The sequence below is a fragment of the Pseudomonas sp. NFACC25 genome (genome assembly GCF_900100935.1).
GTDB lineage: Bacteria > Pseudomonadota > Gammaproteobacteria > Pseudomonadales > Pseudomonadaceae > Aquipseudomonas > Aquipseudomonas marginalis.
The window spans coordinates 713,282-729,265 of record NZ_FMUC01000001.1 but is presented as its reverse complement, the minus strand read 5'-3'; the positions used below and the strand labels follow the sequence as shown (position 1 = coordinate 729,265).

Sequence of the window (15,984 nt, the reverse complement as noted above, 5' to 3'; positions counted from 1 at the left end):
GCTTTTTGTACCGTTGCCGATACAGTTGCATATCTACCCTTCGGAGCTCGGATCATGTCTGTTATCGCGGCTTACAACCCTGCCATCCGTGTACCCAGCGTGCAGGACTTGAAGCCCGCTGCCGAGGCCGAGGAAAAGCTGCCCGTGACCGCGCCGGCGCCTGAAACCAAGGTGATTGAAGGGGTGACGGTGACTATTTCCGCCGCAGCGTTCAAGGCGGCCGGGGCGCCCAAAAGCGCGAATGCCGATATCGACGACAGCGGCCTGGACGATAACGTCAAGGAGGTGCTGAAAATGATCCGCAAGCTGAAACAGCAGATCGCCGAGAAAATGGCTGAGCTTCAGGCGATCGCGGCAGACAAAAGCTTGACCCCGGAGCAGGCCCGGGCCAAGACCGCCAATGTGCAAGGCGCGATCAGTTCGTTGCAGGCAGGTTTGATGACGGCCCAGACCTCTCTGGCCAAAGCGATGAAGACCATGAGCGCCGATGACGCGCTCAAAGCCGCGTCGTTGTCGATGTAACTAGATCACCCGCGAAAACCGCTGCCGGTTCTGGTGCTCCAGGTACGCATCGAACACCATGCAGACTGAACGCACCAGCAGCCGTCCGGCGGGCAGCACGCGAATGCCTTGGGCATCCAGTTCGATCAGGCCGTCTTGCGCCATCGCCTCAAGTTGCGGCCAGACCTCGTCGAAATACCCGCGAAAATCGATGTTGAACGCCTGTTCGATCTGCTCGAAGGCCAGGCTGAACGTGCAGATCAACTGCTGGATCACTTCCCGACGTAACCGATCATCCGTGGTGCACAGCAAGCCACGGCTGGTGGCCAGTTGGGCGCTGGCCAGGGCGTTCTGATAGCCGTTCAGGTCACTGCTGTTCTGGCAATACAGGTCGCCGATCTGGCTGATGGCTGACACGCCGAGCCCGATCAGGTCGCAATGGCCGTGGGTGGTGTAGCCCTGGAAGTTACGTTGCAGCGTGCCTTCTTCCTGGGCAATGGCGAGTTCGTCGTCCGGCAGGGCGAAGTGGTCCATGCCGATATAGCGGTAGCCGGCCTGGGTCAGTTGCTCGATGGTGGTTTGCAGCATCAGCAGTTTGGATTCCGGCGACGGCAGTTCCTCGCTGTTGATCCGGCGTTGGGGCATGAAGCGTTCCGGCAGATGCGCGTAGTTGAACACCGACAGGCGGTCCGGCTGCAGCTTGATCACTTCCTCCACGGTGCGCGCGAAGTTGATCGGCGTCTGCTTGGGCAGGCCGTAGATCAGGTCGATATTGATCGAGCGAAACTGCAGGGTGCGCGCGGCGTCGATCACCGCGCGGGTTTCTTCCAGGCTTTGCAGGCGGTTGACCGCGCGCTGCACGTCGGGGTCGAGGTCTTGCAGGCCGATGCTCACCCGGTTGAAGCCCAGTTCACGCAGCAGGCCCATGGTCGCCCAGTCGGCTTCGCGCGGGTCGATCTCGATGCTGTAGTCGCCGGAGTCGTCGTCGAGCAGATTGAAGTGCTGGCGCAGGCTGCCCATGACCTGGCGCAGTTCGTCGTGGCTGAGAAAGGTCGGGGTGCCGCCGCCGAAGTGCAGTTGTTCAACCGACTGTTTCGGGTCGAGGTGGCAGGCCACCAACTGAATCTCCTGCTCCAGGCGTTGCAGGTAGGCCTGGGCGCGGCCGCGGTCCTTGGTGATCACCTTGTTGCACGCGCAGTAGTAGCAAATGTTCGCGCAGAACGGCACATGCACATACAGCGACAACGGTCGCGTGGCCTTGCGGCTTTCGCGCAGGGCGTGGAGCAGGTCGAAGGTGCCGACCTGGCTGTCGAATTGTACGGCGGTGGGGTAGGACGTGTAGCGCGGTCCCGCCAGGTCGTAGCGTTGAATCAGATGTGGGTCCCAACGAATGGCGTCGAGCATGCGGGCATTCCCCGGATAGGCTAGTGAGCCGAGTCTAGGGGCGTGGCCGGTAGGGCATCTTGATTTGCATCAACGGGGAGCGGCGCTATGCCACATAGCCTTTTAATGGCCCATCAGCCAGTGCTGGTGCGGACCTGGCAGGGTCCAGATACCGAAAATAATCACCAGCAGGCCCCCGGCCATACGCACGCTGCGCTTGCGCAATAACGCGGTCACGCGTTCGGCCGCCAACCCGGTCGCCAGCAGTACTGGCCATGTGCCTAAGCCAAAAGCCAGCATCAGCAGCGCACTGTCCAGCGCATTACCCTGGCTGGCGGCCCACAGCAGGGTGCTGTAGACCAGCCCGCACGGCAACCAGCCCCACAGCGCGCCCAGCAGCAGCGCGCGGGGCAGGCTGGACACCGGCAGCAAACGGTTGGCGACGGGCTGTATGCAGCGCCACAGGCCGCGCCCGAGGCTTTCGATGCGGGTGAGGCCGCTCCACCAACCGGCCAGGTACAGCCCCATGCAGATCAACAGCAACCCGGCGAGCACACGCATGAACAGGGCCGCCGGGCTGTTGGCCACCGCCCAGCCGGCGAGGCCGATCAATAACCCGGCGCTGGCATAGCTGAGGATGCGCCCCAGGTTGTACGCCAGCAGCAGGCGGAATCGACGGCTGCGTTGTTCCTTGGGAATCGCCAGGGTAAGCGCGCCCATCAGCCCGCCGCACATGCCCAGGCAATGGCCGCCGCCCAGCAGGCCGAGGATGAGCGCAGAGACCAGCAGCGGCGCCAGCTCAAGCATGGGGCGGGTCTTTGGGCACGGGCGGTTGCTCGGGGCCGTTGGCTTCGTCCACGGCCGCCAGGTGGTTGGGGTCCTGGTCGTCGAACAGCACGCTGTGGGCCGGGCCGTCGAGGTCGTCGTACTGGCCGCTGTCCACCGCCCAGAAGAAGATGTAGATGGCCACGCCCACTAACAGCAGCGCCGCCGGAATCATCACGTATAGAGCTGGCATCTGCACTCCATGCCCGCGCGGCTCAAGCCGGCAGCGGGCGGGTTACCAAAGGGGCGCTTGTGGCCTGCGCACTCGGCAGGCGAGTCAGGCGCAGGGCGTTGAGCACCACGGTCAACGAACTGAGGGACATGCCGATCGCCGCCCAGATCGGGGTGATCCAACCGAGGGCGGCAAACGGCAGCATAAGGCCATTGTACAGTCCCGCCCACAGCAGGTTTTCAATGATCACCCGACGGGTGCGTCGTGCCAGGGTAAAGGCCTGCACCAGGGCATCCAGGCGGTTGGACAGCAGCACCGCATCGGCGCTGGTCTTGGCCAGGTCGGTGGCCGAGCCCATGGCCACGCTGATGTCGGCGGCGGCCAGCACCGGCACATCGTTGACGCCATCGCCGAGCATCAGCACCTTGCGGCCTTCCTTGTGCAGTTGTTGCAGCACGTGGAGCTTGTCGTCTGGGCGCAGGCCGCCGTGGGCTTCATCGATGCCCAGTTCAGCGGCGACGCTGGCGACCATCGGCGAACTGTCCCCCGACAGCAGCAGCGTGCGCCAACCACGCGCCTTGCAGGCGGCCAGCAGGGCAGGGGCATCGCTGCGCAGGCGGTCGTCGAGGACGAACCAGGCCAGGGCACCGTCGCCGTCGCCCAGCAGCAGCCATTGGCCGTCATCCTCCGGAGCGGCGGGAGTCGGGCACCCACTGAGTGCACAAACAAACCCCGGCTGGCCGATGCGTAACTGGCGTGTGCCGACACGGCCCTCCAGGCCAAGGCCCGGGGAACTGAGCACCTCGTCGGCGGCCAGCGGCGCACGCCCGAAGGCGCGGGCAATCGGGTGTTCGGAGCGGTTTTCCAGGGCGGCGGCGAGGCCCAGGCATTCGTCAATGTTCAGAGTGGCCAGGGGCCGGATCGCTTTCAACGCCAGGCGGCCTTCGGTGAGGGTGCCTGTCTTGTCGAAGATCACCGTGTCGATCTGGTTCAGGCCTTCGAGCACATGGCCACGGGTCAGCAATAGCCCGAGCTTGTGCAGGGTGCCGGTGGCGGCGGTGAGGGCGGTCGGCGTGGCCAGGGACAACGCGCAGGGGCAGGTGGCGACCAGCATCGCCAGCACGATCCAGAACGCCCGCGATGAATCCAGCTCCCACCACAACAGGCCGATCACCGCCGCGGCAATCAGCGAACACAACAGGAACCACTGCGCGGCGCGGTCGGCGATCTGCGCCAGGCGCGGCTTCTCGGCCTGGGCCCGCTCCAGCAGGCGCACGATGGCGGACAGGCGGGTCTCATGGCCCAGGGCGCGCACTTCGACGGTCAACGCGCCTTCGACGTTCAGCGTGCCGGCAGTGACCGCATCCCCGGTTTGGCGCGGCAGCGGCAGGTACTCCCCGGTGAGCAGCGACTCATCGATGCTGGAGCGGCCGTCGAGGATCACCCCATCTGCCGGCAGAACCGCGCCCGGATGCACCAGCACGCGGTCGCCCAGCGCCAGTTCGCTCAAGAGAATACGTTCGCTCTGGCCGTCACCTTTGAGGCGCAGGCATGAGGCGGGCAGCAGGTTGACCAACTGCGCGGTGGCGGCGGCCGTGCGCTCCCGGGCACGGCGCTCCAGGTAGCGACCTGCCAGCAGGAACAGCGCAAACATGCCCACCGCATCGAAATACAACTCGCCCACGCCGGTGATTGCGGTCCAGATCCCGGCCAGGTAAGCCCCGCCAATGGCCAGGGACACCGACACGTCCATGGTCAGGTGACGCGTACGCACGTCGCGCATGGCGCCCTTGAAGAACGGCGCACAACTGTAGAACACGATGGGGGTGGTCAGAAACATCGCCACCCAGCGCAGGATCACATGCAGCTCGGGGCTCAGGTCGATATTGAATTCCGGCCAGGTGGCCATGGTCGCCATCATCGCCTGGAACCACAGCAGCCCGGCGACCCCCAGCTGGCGCAGGGCCAGGCGGTTCTCGCTGGCCAGTTGCTCGGCCGCACGGTCCGCTTGATACGGGTGGGCGGCATAGCCGATATGGCGCAGTTCACTGAGCAACTGGCTCAACGGCAATTGCCCGTCGGCCCAGCGCACCTGCAGGCGATGGTTGGACAGGTTCAGCCGCGCCTCGGCCACGGCGGGCAGGCTGCGCAGGTGTTTCTCGATCAACCAGCCACAGGCGGCGCAACTGATGCCTTCCATCAACAAGGTGGTTTCGGCGAGCTCGCCTTCATGGTGCACGAAGGGTTTTTGCACGTCTGCGCGGTCATACAGCGCCAGTTCGTCCACCAGTTGCACTGGCAGCGTCTCGGGATTGGCCGAGGCTTCGCTGCGGTGCTGGTAATAGCTTTCCAACCCACCGGCCACAATCGCTTCGGCCACGGCCTGGCAGCCGGGGCAGCACAGCTCGCGGCGCTCGCCGAGGATCACGGCGGTGAAGCAACTGCCGGACGGGACGGGCAGGGCGCAGTGGTAGCAGGGGGTTGGGCTGGTCATGGGCGCTGCTATTTTTTCAGGTCTTCAGCACCCTGCAACGGTTCATCACCCAGCAGCAAATCCTTGTCGTGGCTGACTTCTTCTTCCTCGAACAGGCGCCAGGTCCTGTCGCCTTCCACGCCCAGCAATTCCACGAAGCGGCGGCCTTCGACCTTGTCGGTGACCTGGCCGATGTAGCGGCCCGGTTCGCTGTCGCTGCGGGTCAGGTTGATCTTGCGATCCTTCTCCGGCTGGGTCGGGGAGATGAGGTTCAGTTCCAGGGTGTTCGGGTTGCTGTAGCCGGTGAGTTGCAGTTCGACTTCGCCGGTCAGCTCATCCAGGTGCAGCTTGGCGCGCAGTTGCAGGGTCTGGGCCAACCGTTCGCGGTCCAGGGAGCGGTTGATGCCTTTGCCGGCCTCGTAGTAGTTGTCGTTGACCAGGTTGTCCGGGTTGTTCACCGCGATGGTCACCATGGACAAGGTCAAGGTCACCGAGCAGGCCAGGATCCCAATGATGATCCAGGGCCAGAGGTGCTTGTACCAGGGGCTTGCGGCAGTGGCTACGGGCATTGTTCAGTTCTCTCGTTATCGAACTTGTGGGCCGATGAATCGGCTCTTGGCTTCAACATGGACGCTGGCGTCATCGGCATCGGTGAGGATGAATTTCACCTCGTTGGTACTCGACGGCAGTTGCTCCGGCGCACTCGACAGCTCCACCGGCATGCTGACGATATCGCCCGCCGCCACTCTGATTTCACGTCGGCCTTGCAGCTTGAGGTCCGGCAGGCCGGCGGCGTCGAGCACGTAGGTGTGATCGCGCTGGTCCTTGTTCATGATCTTCAGGCTGTAGACGTTTTCGATGCGCCCTTCGGCGTTTTCGCGGTACAGCACGCGGTCCTTGCTCACGTCGAAGCCCACCAGCGAACGCATGAAGAACGCCCCGGCCAACAGGCTGATCATCGCCAGCAACACCAGGGCATAACCGATCAGGCGTGGGCGCAACTTGTGGGTTTTCTGCCCCGACAGGTTGTGCTCGGTGGTGTAGCTGATCAGGCCGCGCGGGTACTCCATCTTGTCCATGATGGTGTCGCAGGCGTCGATACAGGCGGCGCAACCGATGCACTCGATTTGCAGGCCGTCGCGGATGTCGATACCGGTAGGGCATACCTGGACGCACATCGTACAGTCGATGCAGTCCCCCAGGCCCTGGGCCTTATAGTCGGTGCCTTTTTTACGCGGGCCACGCACTTCGCCACGGCGTGGATCGTAGGAAACGATCAGGGTGTCCTTGTCGAACATCACGCTCTGGAAGCGTGCATACGGGCACATGTAGATGCACACCTGTTCGCGCAGCCAGCCGGCGTTGCCATAGGTGGCGAGGGTGAAGAAGCCGACCCAGAAATACGACCAGCCGTCGGCCTGGCCGGTGAAGAAGTCGAACACCAGCTCGCGGATCGGCGAGAAGTAGCCGACAAAGGTCATGCCGGTGACAAAACCGATCAACAGCCACAGCGTGTGCTTGCTGAATTTGCGCAGGAACTTGTTGGCCCCCATGGGTGCCTTGTCCAGCTTGATACGCTGGTTGCGGTCGCCTTCGGTGACCTTTTCGCACCACATGAAGATCCATGTCCACACGCTTTGCGGGCAGGTATACCCGCACCACACGCGGCCGGCGTACACCGTGATGAAGAACAGGCCAAACGCGGCGACGATCAGGATGCCCGACAGCAGGATGAAGTCCTGGGGCCAGAAGGTCGCGCCGAAAATAAAGAACTTACGTTCCGGCAGGTTCCACCACACCGCCTGGTGGCCGCCCCAGTTCAGCCACACCGTGCCGAAGTAGAGCAGGAACAGGCCGGCACCGCCGAGCATGCGCAGGTTGCGGAAGAGGCCGGTGAAGGCGCGGGTGTAGATTTTTTCGCGCGAGGCGTACAGGTCGACAGTCTTGGTGTCAGCACTGCTGGCGTTTTTGGCAGGCGGGGTAACGTCATGTACCGGTATCTGGTTGCTCATCATTGCATCCCACGGCGGTGGAGATTTGCCTCGGCCAGTACGTGCCAACCGGGGTCAAATTAAGGGTCTTGCAGTGGCGTAATGATACGCCCCCGATGGTGCTCAAAGGGTGCGACCTTTGGTCGCGTTGGGGGAAATCAATTGATGGTGTACGTGACCTGGATCAATTGACTTGGGAAGTATGGACGGTTTTCGTGGAGGAAGCGGTCATTCGTCCCAAGGATTGATCAGTGGAACGCCGCTGGATTTGAAATCGCTGACGTTGCGCGTGACAACCGTGAGCCCATGCACCAGCGCGGTCGCGGCAATCAATGCGTCACTTTCATTGGCGCGGTCCGGCATATGCAAGTGTGCGCAACGCAACGCGACTGCAGCATCGACGGGCAGGATTCTGGCATCAAAGGCCGGCATCACATGACGCTTGATCCAGGTTCGCAACACCTTCCCCTGAGCCGGGTCGCGCCGCTCAATGCGCAAGACCCCGGTTTCCAATTCTTTCAGGGTGATTGCCGAAATAAACATACGCGGTGCGCTGACACTTTTGGCCCAGGCGACCACGTTTGCATCAGCCTGGGGTTTACGCAGTTCAGAGATGACGTTGGTGTCGAGTAGATACATCAAGAGAGGTCCACGGGTCGATGAGTGATCACGGCACGTTCGGTTTCAAAGTCGATATCGGCCGCTTCCGGCATCACCAGCAGGTCAACGATGTTGGCATTGAGACCTGTCAGCTTTTGGTAGTCCTCAATGCTTAGCAGTACATGGGCAGGCTTGCCGCGATCGGTGATAAAAACCGGGCCTTGGCGAGCGGCTTTTTTGGCACCGCTTGTGTCTTGATTGAATTCGCGACTGGAAATGGTGGTGAAAGTCATGGTGCGCCTCCCCTGGAGCGGGTTGAATGTAGTTACGTTACTACTTGGCCTTGGCAAGCCACAAGCCTAAAGCTACAAGCGGTCAACGTGCTTTTCCCATGGGGGGGGGCACGGCCTTGGAAATGAAAAAGCCCCGCCAGCTTTCGCTGGGCGGGGCTCTTTTGTTTCCGAGAGCCTTACTGCTCTTCGGCCTTCTTATCCCCATGGGACAAGCTGTAAACATACGCCGCGAGCAAGTGCACCTTGTCGTTGCCTTGCAGTTGCTCCTGCGCAGGCATCTGGCCCTGGCGGCCCCAACGGATGGTCTGCTGCAGTTGGGCGAAGCTCGAACCGTAGATGAATGCACCCGGGTGGGTCAGGTCCGGCGCGCCCATGGCGGGAGTGCCCTTGCCGGCGGGGCCGTGGCAGGCCACGCAGTTGGCGGCGAAGAGTTTCTCGCCGTTGGCCACATCGGCTTTTACGCCTTCCGGCAGCTTGCGGCCGTCGAGGTTGGTGACGACGAACGCGGCGACGTCGCTGACGCCTTGCTCCTTGAGGATGTCCAGCCAGGCCGGCATGACGGCATGGCGGCCCTTCATGATGGTTTCCTTGATGGTCGCCGGTTCGCCACCCCAGCGCCAATCGGCGTCGGTCAGGTTGGGGAAACCGTAGGCGCCCTTGGCGTCGGAGCCGTGGCACACCGAACAGTTGGAGGCGAACAGGCGACCGCCCATCTTCAGGGCTTGCGGGTCCTTGGCGACATCTTCAATCGGCATCGACGCGAATTTGGCGAAGATCGGCCCGAACTTGGCGTCCGACCTGGCCATTTCCTTTTCCCATTCGTGCACGCCGGTCCAGCCGGTCTGGCCGTTGGCGAACGGGGTTTGCTTGTCGTTGTCGAGGTAGTTGTAGCCCGGCAGCAGGCCTTTCCAATTGCCCAGGCCAGGGTAGAGCACCAGGTAGCCAAGGGCGAAGACGATGGTGCCGACGAACAGCATGAACCACCACTTGGGCAGCGGGTTGTCGTACTCCTCGATGCCGTCGAACGAGTGGCCGACGGTCTCGTCGGTCTGCTCGGCGCGCTGGCCCTTGCGGGTCGACAGCAGCAGCCAGGTCAAGGCGAAGATGGTACCCAGGCTGAGGACTGTGACGTACAGACTCCAGAACGTAGTCATTCTTTGTTACTCCTAGAAGCTTGCTCGACGTGCTTGATGGCTTCGGGATCATCCGCAAAGGGCAACATGGTCGCGTCGTCAAACTCCGACTTGCGCCGGGGACTGAACACCCACAGCGCCAGGCCGATAAAGGCCACCATCACCACGACGGTGCCCAGGCCTCGAATCATCCCGATATCCATGAAGAATCACCGTTTGCTTTTGATGATGGTGCCCAGGCCTTGCAGGTAGGCCACCAATGCGTCCATTTCGGTCTTGCCCTTCACGGCTGCGGCTGCACCGGCGATGTCTTCGTCGGTGTAGGGCACGCCCAGGGTGCGCAGGACTTCCATCTTCTTCGCGGTGTCCTTGCCGTCGAGCTTGTTTTCCACGAGGAACGGATACGCCGGCATTTTCGACTCAGGCACCACGTTGCGCGGGTTGTACAAGTGCGCGCGTTGCCAGTCATCGGAGTAGCGCCCGCCGACACGGGCCAGGTCCGGGCCGGTGCGCTTGGAGCCCCACAGGAACGGGTGGTCCCACACGCTTTCACCGGCGACCGAGTAGTGGCCGTAGCGTTCGGTTTCGGCGCGGAACGGGCGGATCATCTGCGAGTGGCAGCCGACACAGCCGTTGGCGATGTAGACGTCGCGGCCTTCCAGTTCAAGGGCGGTGCGCGGCTTCATGCCTTCGACCGGCTTGTTGGTCACGTCCTGGAAAAACAGCGGAACGATCTGGGTCAGGCCACCGATGCTCACGGCGATGACCATGAAGAAGGCCAGCAGGCCGATATTCTTCTCGACGACTTCATGCTTCATCAGTGGGCTCCCACAACGGCGATCTTGGCGGCGGCTTCGGCTTCTGCCGGGTCCGAGGCACGCACGGTGCGCCAGACGTTGTAGGCCATCAACAGCATGCCGCTGGCAAAGAACGCACCCCCCAGGGCGCGGACGATGAAACCAGGGTGGCTGGCTTGCAGCGCTTCGACGAAGGAGTAGGTGAGGGTGCCGTCATCGTTGATCGCACGCCACATCAGGCCCTGGGTGATGCCGTTGACCCACATCGAGGCGATGTAGAGCACGGTGCCGATGGTGGCCAGCCAGAAGTGCGCGTTGATCAGCCCGACGCTGTGCATCTGCACACGGCCGAACAGTTTGGGGATCATGTGGTACAGGGCGCCGATGGAGATCATCGCTACCCAGCCGAGGGCACCGGCGTGTACGTGGCCGATGGTCCAGTCGGTGTAGTGGGACAGCGAGTTGACGGTCTTGATCGCCATCATCGGCCCTTCGAAGGTCGACATGCCGTAGAACGCCAGGGACACCACCAAAAAGCGCAGGATCGGGTCGGTGCGCAGCTTATGCCAGGCGCCCGACAGGGTCATCATGCCGTTGATCATGCCGCCCCAGCTCGGGGCCAGCAGGATGATCGACATCGCCATGCCCAGGGACTGGGCCCAGTCCGGCAGCGCGGTGTAGTGCAGGTGGTGCGGGCCGGCCCAGATGTACAGGGTGATCAGCGCCCAGAAGTGCACGATGGACAGGCGATACGAGTAAATAGGCCGTTCGGCCTGTTTGGGCACGAAGTAGTACATCATCCCCAGGAAACCGGTGGTGAGGAAGAAACCCACGGCGTTGTGGCCGTACCACCACTGGATCATCGCATCCGTCGCCCCGGCGTAGGCCGAGTAGGACTTGAACAGGCTGACCGGCAACGAGGCGTGGTTGACGATATGCAGCATCGCCGTCACCAGGATGAAGGCCCCGTAGAACCAGTTGCCCACATAGATGTGCTTGGTCTTGCGCTTGACGATGGTGCCGAAGAACACCACTGCGTAGGTCACCCAGACGATGGCCAGCAGAATCGCGATCGGCCATTCCAGCTCGGCGTATTCCTTGGTCGTGGTGTAGCCCAGCGGCAAGGTGACGATGGCGCCGACGATGACCGCTTGCCAACCCCAGAAGGTGAAGGCCGCGAGGCTGTCGGAGATGAGTCGTGTCTGGCAGGTTCGCTGCACGACATAGTAGGAGGTGGCAAACAATGCACATCCGCCGAAGGCGAAGATCACCAGGTTGGTGTGCAGCGGGCGCAGGCGGCCGAAGGTTGTCCATGGCAGACCGAAATTCAATTCCGGCCAAACCAGTTGCGAGGCGATGAACACCCCGAGCCCCATGCCAAGGATCCCCCAGACCACCGTCATGATGGCGAACTGGCGGACTACCTTATAGTTATAAGCAGTCGGACTGATTGCTGTGCTCATTCTAAGGTTCCACGGTTTAGGTTTTTTTATAGGTAAAATTCGGCCGCAAGTATGTAGAAAGCAAGGGGCCATTGCAACGCAAGGCTGACCTGTGTCAATGCGTTCCACGCCAGATTCTGCGCCCTTTCCATGTTTGGCGTAAGGATAAAATCCGAAATCGAAAGCTGATCGAGTGGACAGGAAATTTCGGGGGTCGCAACGACTGTCGTCGCGTACGCCAGGATCGGTCCGCTGTGCAAGCAAGCGTAGACCCGAATGGCAGGAGGGGAAAGGTGTGCTTTGGAAGGGTGCGACACTTGGTCGCGTAGCGCGGTAGAGCTGCCGCCCCAGATTGGGGCGGCAGTCAGGTGTTACTGGGCTGGGCTTTCTGGCGTTGCGCCATCAGCGTTATGGGACAGGCTGTAAACGTAGGCGGCGAGCAGGTGCACTTTGTCGTTGCCCTGCAGCACTTCCTGGGCGGGCATCTGGCCTTGGCGGCCGTGGCGAATGGTCTGCTGCAACTGCGCGAGGCTGGTGCCGTAGATGTAGCCGGCGGGCAGGGTCAGGTTCGGCGCGCCCATGGCTTCCATGCCATGGCCCTGCGGACCATGGCAGGCCACGCAGGTGGTGTTGAATGCGGCTTGCCCTGCGGCCAGGTCGGCGGTGCTGTCGGCCGGCAATGGCAACTTGGCCAGGTCGTGGCGCACATAGGCGGCGACGTTTTTCACGCCGTCGTCGCCGAGCATGTCGCCCCAGGCCGGCATCGCCGCGTGGCGACCGTTCATGATGGTGGTCTTGATCGCTTCGGCCGAACCGCCCCAACGCCAGATGTTGTCAGCCAGGTTGGGAAAGCCGAATGCGCCCTTGGCATCCGAACCGTGGCACACCGCGCAGTTGGAGGCGAACAGGCGACCGCCCATTTTCAGCGCCTGCGGGTCTTTGGCGACTTGTTCCACGGGCATGGCCGAGAATTTGGCGAAGATCGGTCCGAACTTGGTGTCGGCCTTGGCCATCTCCTTGTCCCACTCCTTGGCCGAGGTCCAGCCGTCTTCATAGCCCGGCAACACGCCTTTCCAGTTGCCCAGGCCCGGGTAGAGGATCAGGTAGCCGACGGCAAACACCAGGGTGCCGGCGAACAGCATGAACCACCACTGGGGCAGGGGGTTGTCGTATTCCTCGATACCGTCGAAGGCATGGCCCATGGTCTGGTCGACGCTGCCCTTGGTCTCGCCCTTGCGGGTGGCGAACAACAGCCAGGTCAGGCCGATCAGGCTGCCGAGGGTCAGTACGCAGATCCATGTACTCCAAAAGGTAGTCATGGCCGGTTGCTCCTTGTTACAGGCTCTTCTTGAGCGTCGGTTGGAGAGGGTTCATCGGCGAAGGGCAGCAGGCGCGCCTGCTCGAATTCCGCATTGCGCCGGTTGTTGAACACCCACAGCGACAGGCCGATAAAGGCGATGGCGACCACCAGCGTGCCGAGGCCGCGGATGGTGCCCGCATCGAATTCAAATCCCATGGCTCACCTCTTGCTCTTGATGGCAGTGCCGAGTACTTGCAGGTACGAAACCAGCGCGTCCATTTCGGTCTTGCCCTTGAGGCTGGCCACGGCGCCACTGATGTCGTCGTCGGTGTACGGCACGCCGAGGGTGCGCATCACTTTCAACTTGGTCTCGGTGTGGCTGCTGTCGACCGCCGCCGTGACCAACCACGGGTAGGCCGGCATTTTCGACTCGGGCACGACGTTGCGCGGGTTGTACAAGTGCGCGCGGTGCCAGTCGTCCGAGTAGCGTGCGCCGACGCGCGCCAGGTCAGGCCCGGTGCGCTTGGAACCCCACAGGAACGGGTGGTCCCACACGCTTTCACCGGCCACCGAGTAGTGGCCGTAGCGCTCGGTCTCGGCGCGGAACGGGCGGATCATCTGCGAGTGGCACTGTACGCAGCCTTCGCGGATGTAGATGTCGCGGCCTTCCAGTTGCAGCGCGGTGTAGGGCTTCATGCCTTCCACCGGCTTGTTGGTCACGTCCTGGAAGAACAGCGGGACGATCTGGGTCAGGCCACCGATGCTCACGGCGAGCACCATGAGCAGCATCAGCAGGCCGACGTTCTTTTCAATCGTTTCGTGTTTCATCACAGACTCCTCAGGCCATCTGCGCGACAGGGGCGGCTTCGACAGGTTGTGCCGAGCGCACGGTGCGCCATGTGTTGTAAGCCATCAGGAACATGCCGCTGAGGAACACCGCACCGCCCACCAGCCGCACGATGAAGCCTGGGTGGCTGGCCACCAGGGTTTCGACGAAGGAGTAGGTCAAGGTGCCGTCTTCGTTGATCGCACGCCACATCAGGCCCTGGGCGATGCCGTTGACCCACATCGAGGCGATGTAGAGCACGGTGCCGATGGTGGCCAGCCAGAAGTGCGCGTTGATCAGGCCGAGGCTGTACATCTGCTCGCGACCGAAGACTTTCGGGATCATGTGGTACAGCGCGCCGATGGAGATCATCGCTACCCAGCCGAGGGCGCCGGCGTGTACGTGGCCGATGGTCCAGTCGGTGTAGTGGGACAGCGAGTTGACGGTCTTGATCGCCATCATCGGCCCTTCGAAGGTCGACATGCCGTAGAACGCCAGGGACACCACCAAAAAGCGCAGGATCGGGTCGCTGCGCAACTTATGCCAGGCGCCCGACAGGGTCATCATGCCGTTGATCATGCCGCCCCAGCTCGGCGCCAGCAGTACCAGCGACATCACCATGCCCAGGGACTGTGCCCAGTCCGGCAGCGCGGTGTAGTGCAGGTGGTGAGGACCGGCCCAGATGTACAGGGTGATCAGCGCCCAGAAGTGCACGATGGACAGGCGATAGGAGTACACCGGGCGCTCGGCCTGTTTCGGCACGAAGTAGTACATCATCCCGAGGAAGCCGGCGGTGAGGAAAAAGCCTACCGCGTTATGCCCGTACCACCACTGCACCATGGCATCCGTCGCACCGCCATACAGCGAGTAGGACTTGGTCAGGCTGACCGGGATTTCCAGGTTGTTGACGATGTGCAGGATCGCCACGGTGATGATGAACGCACCGAAGAACCAGTTACCGACGTAGATGTGCTTGGTGTTGCGCTTCATCACCGTGCCGAAGAACACGATGGCGTAGGCCACCCAGACGATGGTGATCAGGATGTCGATCGGCCATTCCAGCTCGGCGTATTCCTTGGAACTGGTGTAGCCCAAGGGCAAGCTGATCGCGGCCAGAAGGATGACAAGTTGCCAGCCCCAGAAGCAGAACGCGGCGATTTTCGGCGCGAACAGCTGGGTTTGGCAGGTACGCTGCACCGAGTAGAAGGAGCTGGCGAACAGCGCACAGCCACCGAACGCGAAGATCACCGCGTTGGTGTGCAGTGGGCGCAGGCGGCCGAAGCTGGTCCAGGGCAAGTCGAAGTTGAGCGCGGGCCAAACCAATTGGGCGGCGAGAAAAACCCCGAGCCCCATGCCGACGATGCCCCACACCACCGTCATAATGGCGAATTGGCGGACCACCTTGTAGTTATAGGCGGTACTTAAAGTAGTGTTCATGGTTCCCCATCCACGGTTCAACCCAAGCAAATGCGGCACTTGGGCTGGAGTTATAGGCAGACTGAATAGCGAGGCAAGCATGGGCAAAGAGCACAAGGCCAGTATTGACGGGGATCAATGGGCGCAGTGTGTGCGGGAACACGGTTGGCTTTGGGATGTCGCGTCGGGCGTTGCTTCGGGTGATTGCGTGACGTTGATCCTGGCCCATGGTGCCGGCGCACCGATGGACTCATCCTTCATGAACGACATGGCTGCACGCCTTGCCGGGCATGGCGTCAACGTGTTGCGCTTCGAGTTTCCCTACATGGCCCAGCGCCGACTGGACGGCGGCAAACGCCCGCCCAACCCGGCGCCAAGACTGCTGGAAGCCTGGCGCGGGGTGTATGCCGAGGTGCGACGTCATGTCGCTGGGAAACTGGCCATTGGCGGCAAGTCCATGGGCGGGCGCATGGCGAGTCTGTTGGCGGACGAATTGGCCGCCGACGGGCTGGTGTGCCTGGGGTATCCGTTCTATGCGGTGGGGAAACCGGAGAAACCACGGGTCGAGCATTTGTCCGGGCTGAGCACGCCGACGCTGATCGTGCAGGGCGAACGGGATGCCCTGGGCAATCGGGGAGCAGTGGAGGGCTATGATTTGTCGCCGAGCATCGAGGTGATGTGGCTGGTGGCGGGGGATCACGACTTGAAGCCGTTGAAGGCTTCGGGGTTTACGCATGAGCAGCATTTGGAGGCTGCGGCCGTGCAGGTGGCTGAGTTTCTCAGCGCCCGTTAGGGCCAATCGGGAGCAAGCCCCCTCCCACATTCGACCGCA

The 15,984-nt window shown here is 62.4% G+C and carries 18 protein-coding genes; 2 read left to right on the top strand and 16 right to left on the bottom strand.

All coding sequences use genetic code 11. The features are described from left to right. Positions 1-54 precede the first annotated feature (54 nt). On the top strand, positions 55-522 hold the full coding sequence (locus BLQ09_RS03475; protein WP_092355340.1) for a hypothetical protein: 468 nt from the start codon (positions 55-57) through the stop codon (positions 520-522). Here BLQ09_RS03475 and hemN read toward each other — a convergent pair whose 3' ends face one another. From hemN to ccoN (BLQ09_RS03395), 16 genes are all read right to left on the bottom strand, one after another. Next, positions 523-1,905 carry an oxygen-independent coproporphyrinogen III oxidase gene (hemN, locus tag BLQ09_RS03470; RefSeq protein ID WP_027603724.1) on the bottom strand — a complete coding sequence of 461 codons (1,383 nt, stop codon included), beginning with the start codon at positions 1,903-1,905 and terminating at the stop codon, positions 523-525. Positions 1,906-2,007: 102 nt separating this feature from the next. Continuing rightward, positions 2,008-2,691 carry a sulfite exporter TauE/SafE family protein gene (locus tag BLQ09_RS03465; RefSeq protein WP_027603725.1) on the bottom strand — a complete coding sequence of 228 codons (684 nt, stop codon included), beginning with the start codon at positions 2,689-2,691 and terminating at the stop codon, positions 2,008-2,010. Next, on the bottom strand, positions 2,684-2,902 hold the full coding sequence (gene ccoS, locus BLQ09_RS03460) for a cbb3-type cytochrome oxidase assembly protein CcoS (protein ID WP_027603726.1): 219 nt from the start codon (positions 2,900-2,902) through the stop codon (positions 2,684-2,686). Before ccoS ends, BLQ09_RS03465 begins: the two co-directional genes overlap by 8 nt. 22 nt (positions 2,903-2,924) lie before the next feature. After that, complete coding sequence (locus BLQ09_RS03455; RefSeq protein WP_092355337.1) at positions 2,925-5,375, bottom strand: heavy metal translocating P-type ATPase; 2,451 nt, start codon at positions 5,373-5,375, stop codon at positions 2,925-2,927. 8 nt (positions 5,376-5,383) lie between these two features. Continuing rightward, on the bottom strand, positions 5,384-5,923 hold the full coding sequence (locus BLQ09_RS03450; protein ID WP_065924741.1) for a FixH family protein: 540 nt from the start codon (positions 5,921-5,923) through the stop codon (positions 5,384-5,386). A gap of 15 nt (positions 5,924-5,938) precedes the next feature. Beyond that, positions 5,939-7,366, bottom strand: a complete 1,428-nt coding sequence (ccoG, locus tag BLQ09_RS03445; RefSeq protein WP_027603729.1) for a cytochrome c oxidase accessory protein CcoG — start codon at positions 7,364-7,366, stop codon at positions 5,939-5,941. 207 nt (positions 7,367-7,573) lie between these two features. Further along, positions 7,574-7,984, bottom strand: a complete 411-nt coding sequence (locus tag BLQ09_RS03440) for a type II toxin-antitoxin system VapC family toxin (RefSeq protein WP_092355334.1) — start codon at positions 7,982-7,984, stop codon at positions 7,574-7,576. Next, the gene (locus tag BLQ09_RS03435; protein ID WP_027603731.1) at positions 7,984-8,238 is read right to left on the bottom strand and encodes a type II toxin-antitoxin system Phd/YefM family antitoxin; all 255 of its coding nucleotides are present in this window, start codon (positions 8,236-8,238) and stop codon (positions 7,984-7,986) included. The genes BLQ09_RS03440 and BLQ09_RS03435 overlap by 1 nt, the downstream gene beginning before the upstream one ends. 176 nt (positions 8,239-8,414) lie before the next feature. Continuing rightward, a complete protein-coding gene (gene ccoP, locus BLQ09_RS03430) occupies positions 8,415-9,392 on the bottom strand; it encodes a cytochrome-c oxidase, cbb3-type subunit III (protein ID WP_027603732.1) in 978 nt (325 codons plus the stop codon). Further along, entirely contained in the window at positions 9,389-9,574 is a 186-nt protein-coding gene (locus tag BLQ09_RS03425; protein WP_003193169.1) for a CcoQ/FixQ family Cbb3-type cytochrome c oxidase assembly chaperone, read from the bottom strand. Before BLQ09_RS03425 ends, ccoP (BLQ09_RS03430) begins: the two co-directional genes overlap by 4 nt. 6 nt (positions 9,575-9,580) lie before the next feature. Beyond that, positions 9,581-10,189 (bottom strand): cytochrome-c oxidase, cbb3-type subunit II, encoded by a 609-nt coding sequence (gene ccoO / locus BLQ09_RS03420; RefSeq protein ID WP_003193167.1) that lies wholly within the window; start codon positions 10,187-10,189, stop codon positions 9,581-9,583. Then, the gene (ccoN, locus tag BLQ09_RS03415) at positions 10,189-11,631 is read right to left on the bottom strand and encodes a cytochrome-c oxidase, cbb3-type subunit I (RefSeq protein WP_027603733.1); all 1,443 of its coding nucleotides are present in this window, start codon (positions 11,629-11,631) and stop codon (positions 10,189-10,191) included. The genes ccoO (BLQ09_RS03420) and ccoN (BLQ09_RS03415) overlap by 1 nt, the downstream gene beginning before the upstream one ends. 350 nt (positions 11,632-11,981) lie before the next feature. After that, positions 11,982-12,929 carry a cytochrome-c oxidase, cbb3-type subunit III gene (ccoP, locus tag BLQ09_RS03410; protein ID WP_092355331.1) on the bottom strand — a complete coding sequence of 316 codons (948 nt, stop codon included), beginning with the start codon at positions 12,927-12,929 and terminating at the stop codon, positions 11,982-11,984. Further along, a complete protein-coding gene (locus BLQ09_RS03405) occupies positions 12,926-13,126 on the bottom strand; it encodes a cbb3-type cytochrome oxidase subunit 3 (RefSeq protein WP_027603735.1) in 201 nt (66 codons plus the stop codon). Before BLQ09_RS03405 ends, ccoP (BLQ09_RS03410) begins: the two co-directional genes overlap by 4 nt. 3 nt (positions 13,127-13,129) lie before the next feature. Next, positions 13,130-13,738 (bottom strand): cytochrome-c oxidase, cbb3-type subunit II, encoded by a 609-nt coding sequence (gene ccoO, locus BLQ09_RS03400; RefSeq protein ID WP_017735321.1) that lies wholly within the window; start codon positions 13,736-13,738, stop codon positions 13,130-13,132. Positions 13,739-13,748: 10 nt separating this feature from the next. After that, entirely contained in the window at positions 13,749-15,173 is a 1,425-nt protein-coding gene (gene ccoN / locus BLQ09_RS03395; protein ID WP_085205420.1) for a cytochrome-c oxidase, cbb3-type subunit I, read from the bottom strand. A gap of 79 nt (positions 15,174-15,252) precedes the next feature. On the opposite strand from ccoN (BLQ09_RS03395), the gene BLQ09_RS03390 reads away from it, so the two are divergent. Further along, positions 15,253-15,945, top strand: coding sequence for an alpha/beta family hydrolase (locus BLQ09_RS03390; RefSeq protein ID WP_092355328.1), 693 nt, complete (start codon positions 15,253-15,255; stop codon positions 15,943-15,945). Positions 15,946-15,984: the final 39 nt, after the last annotated feature.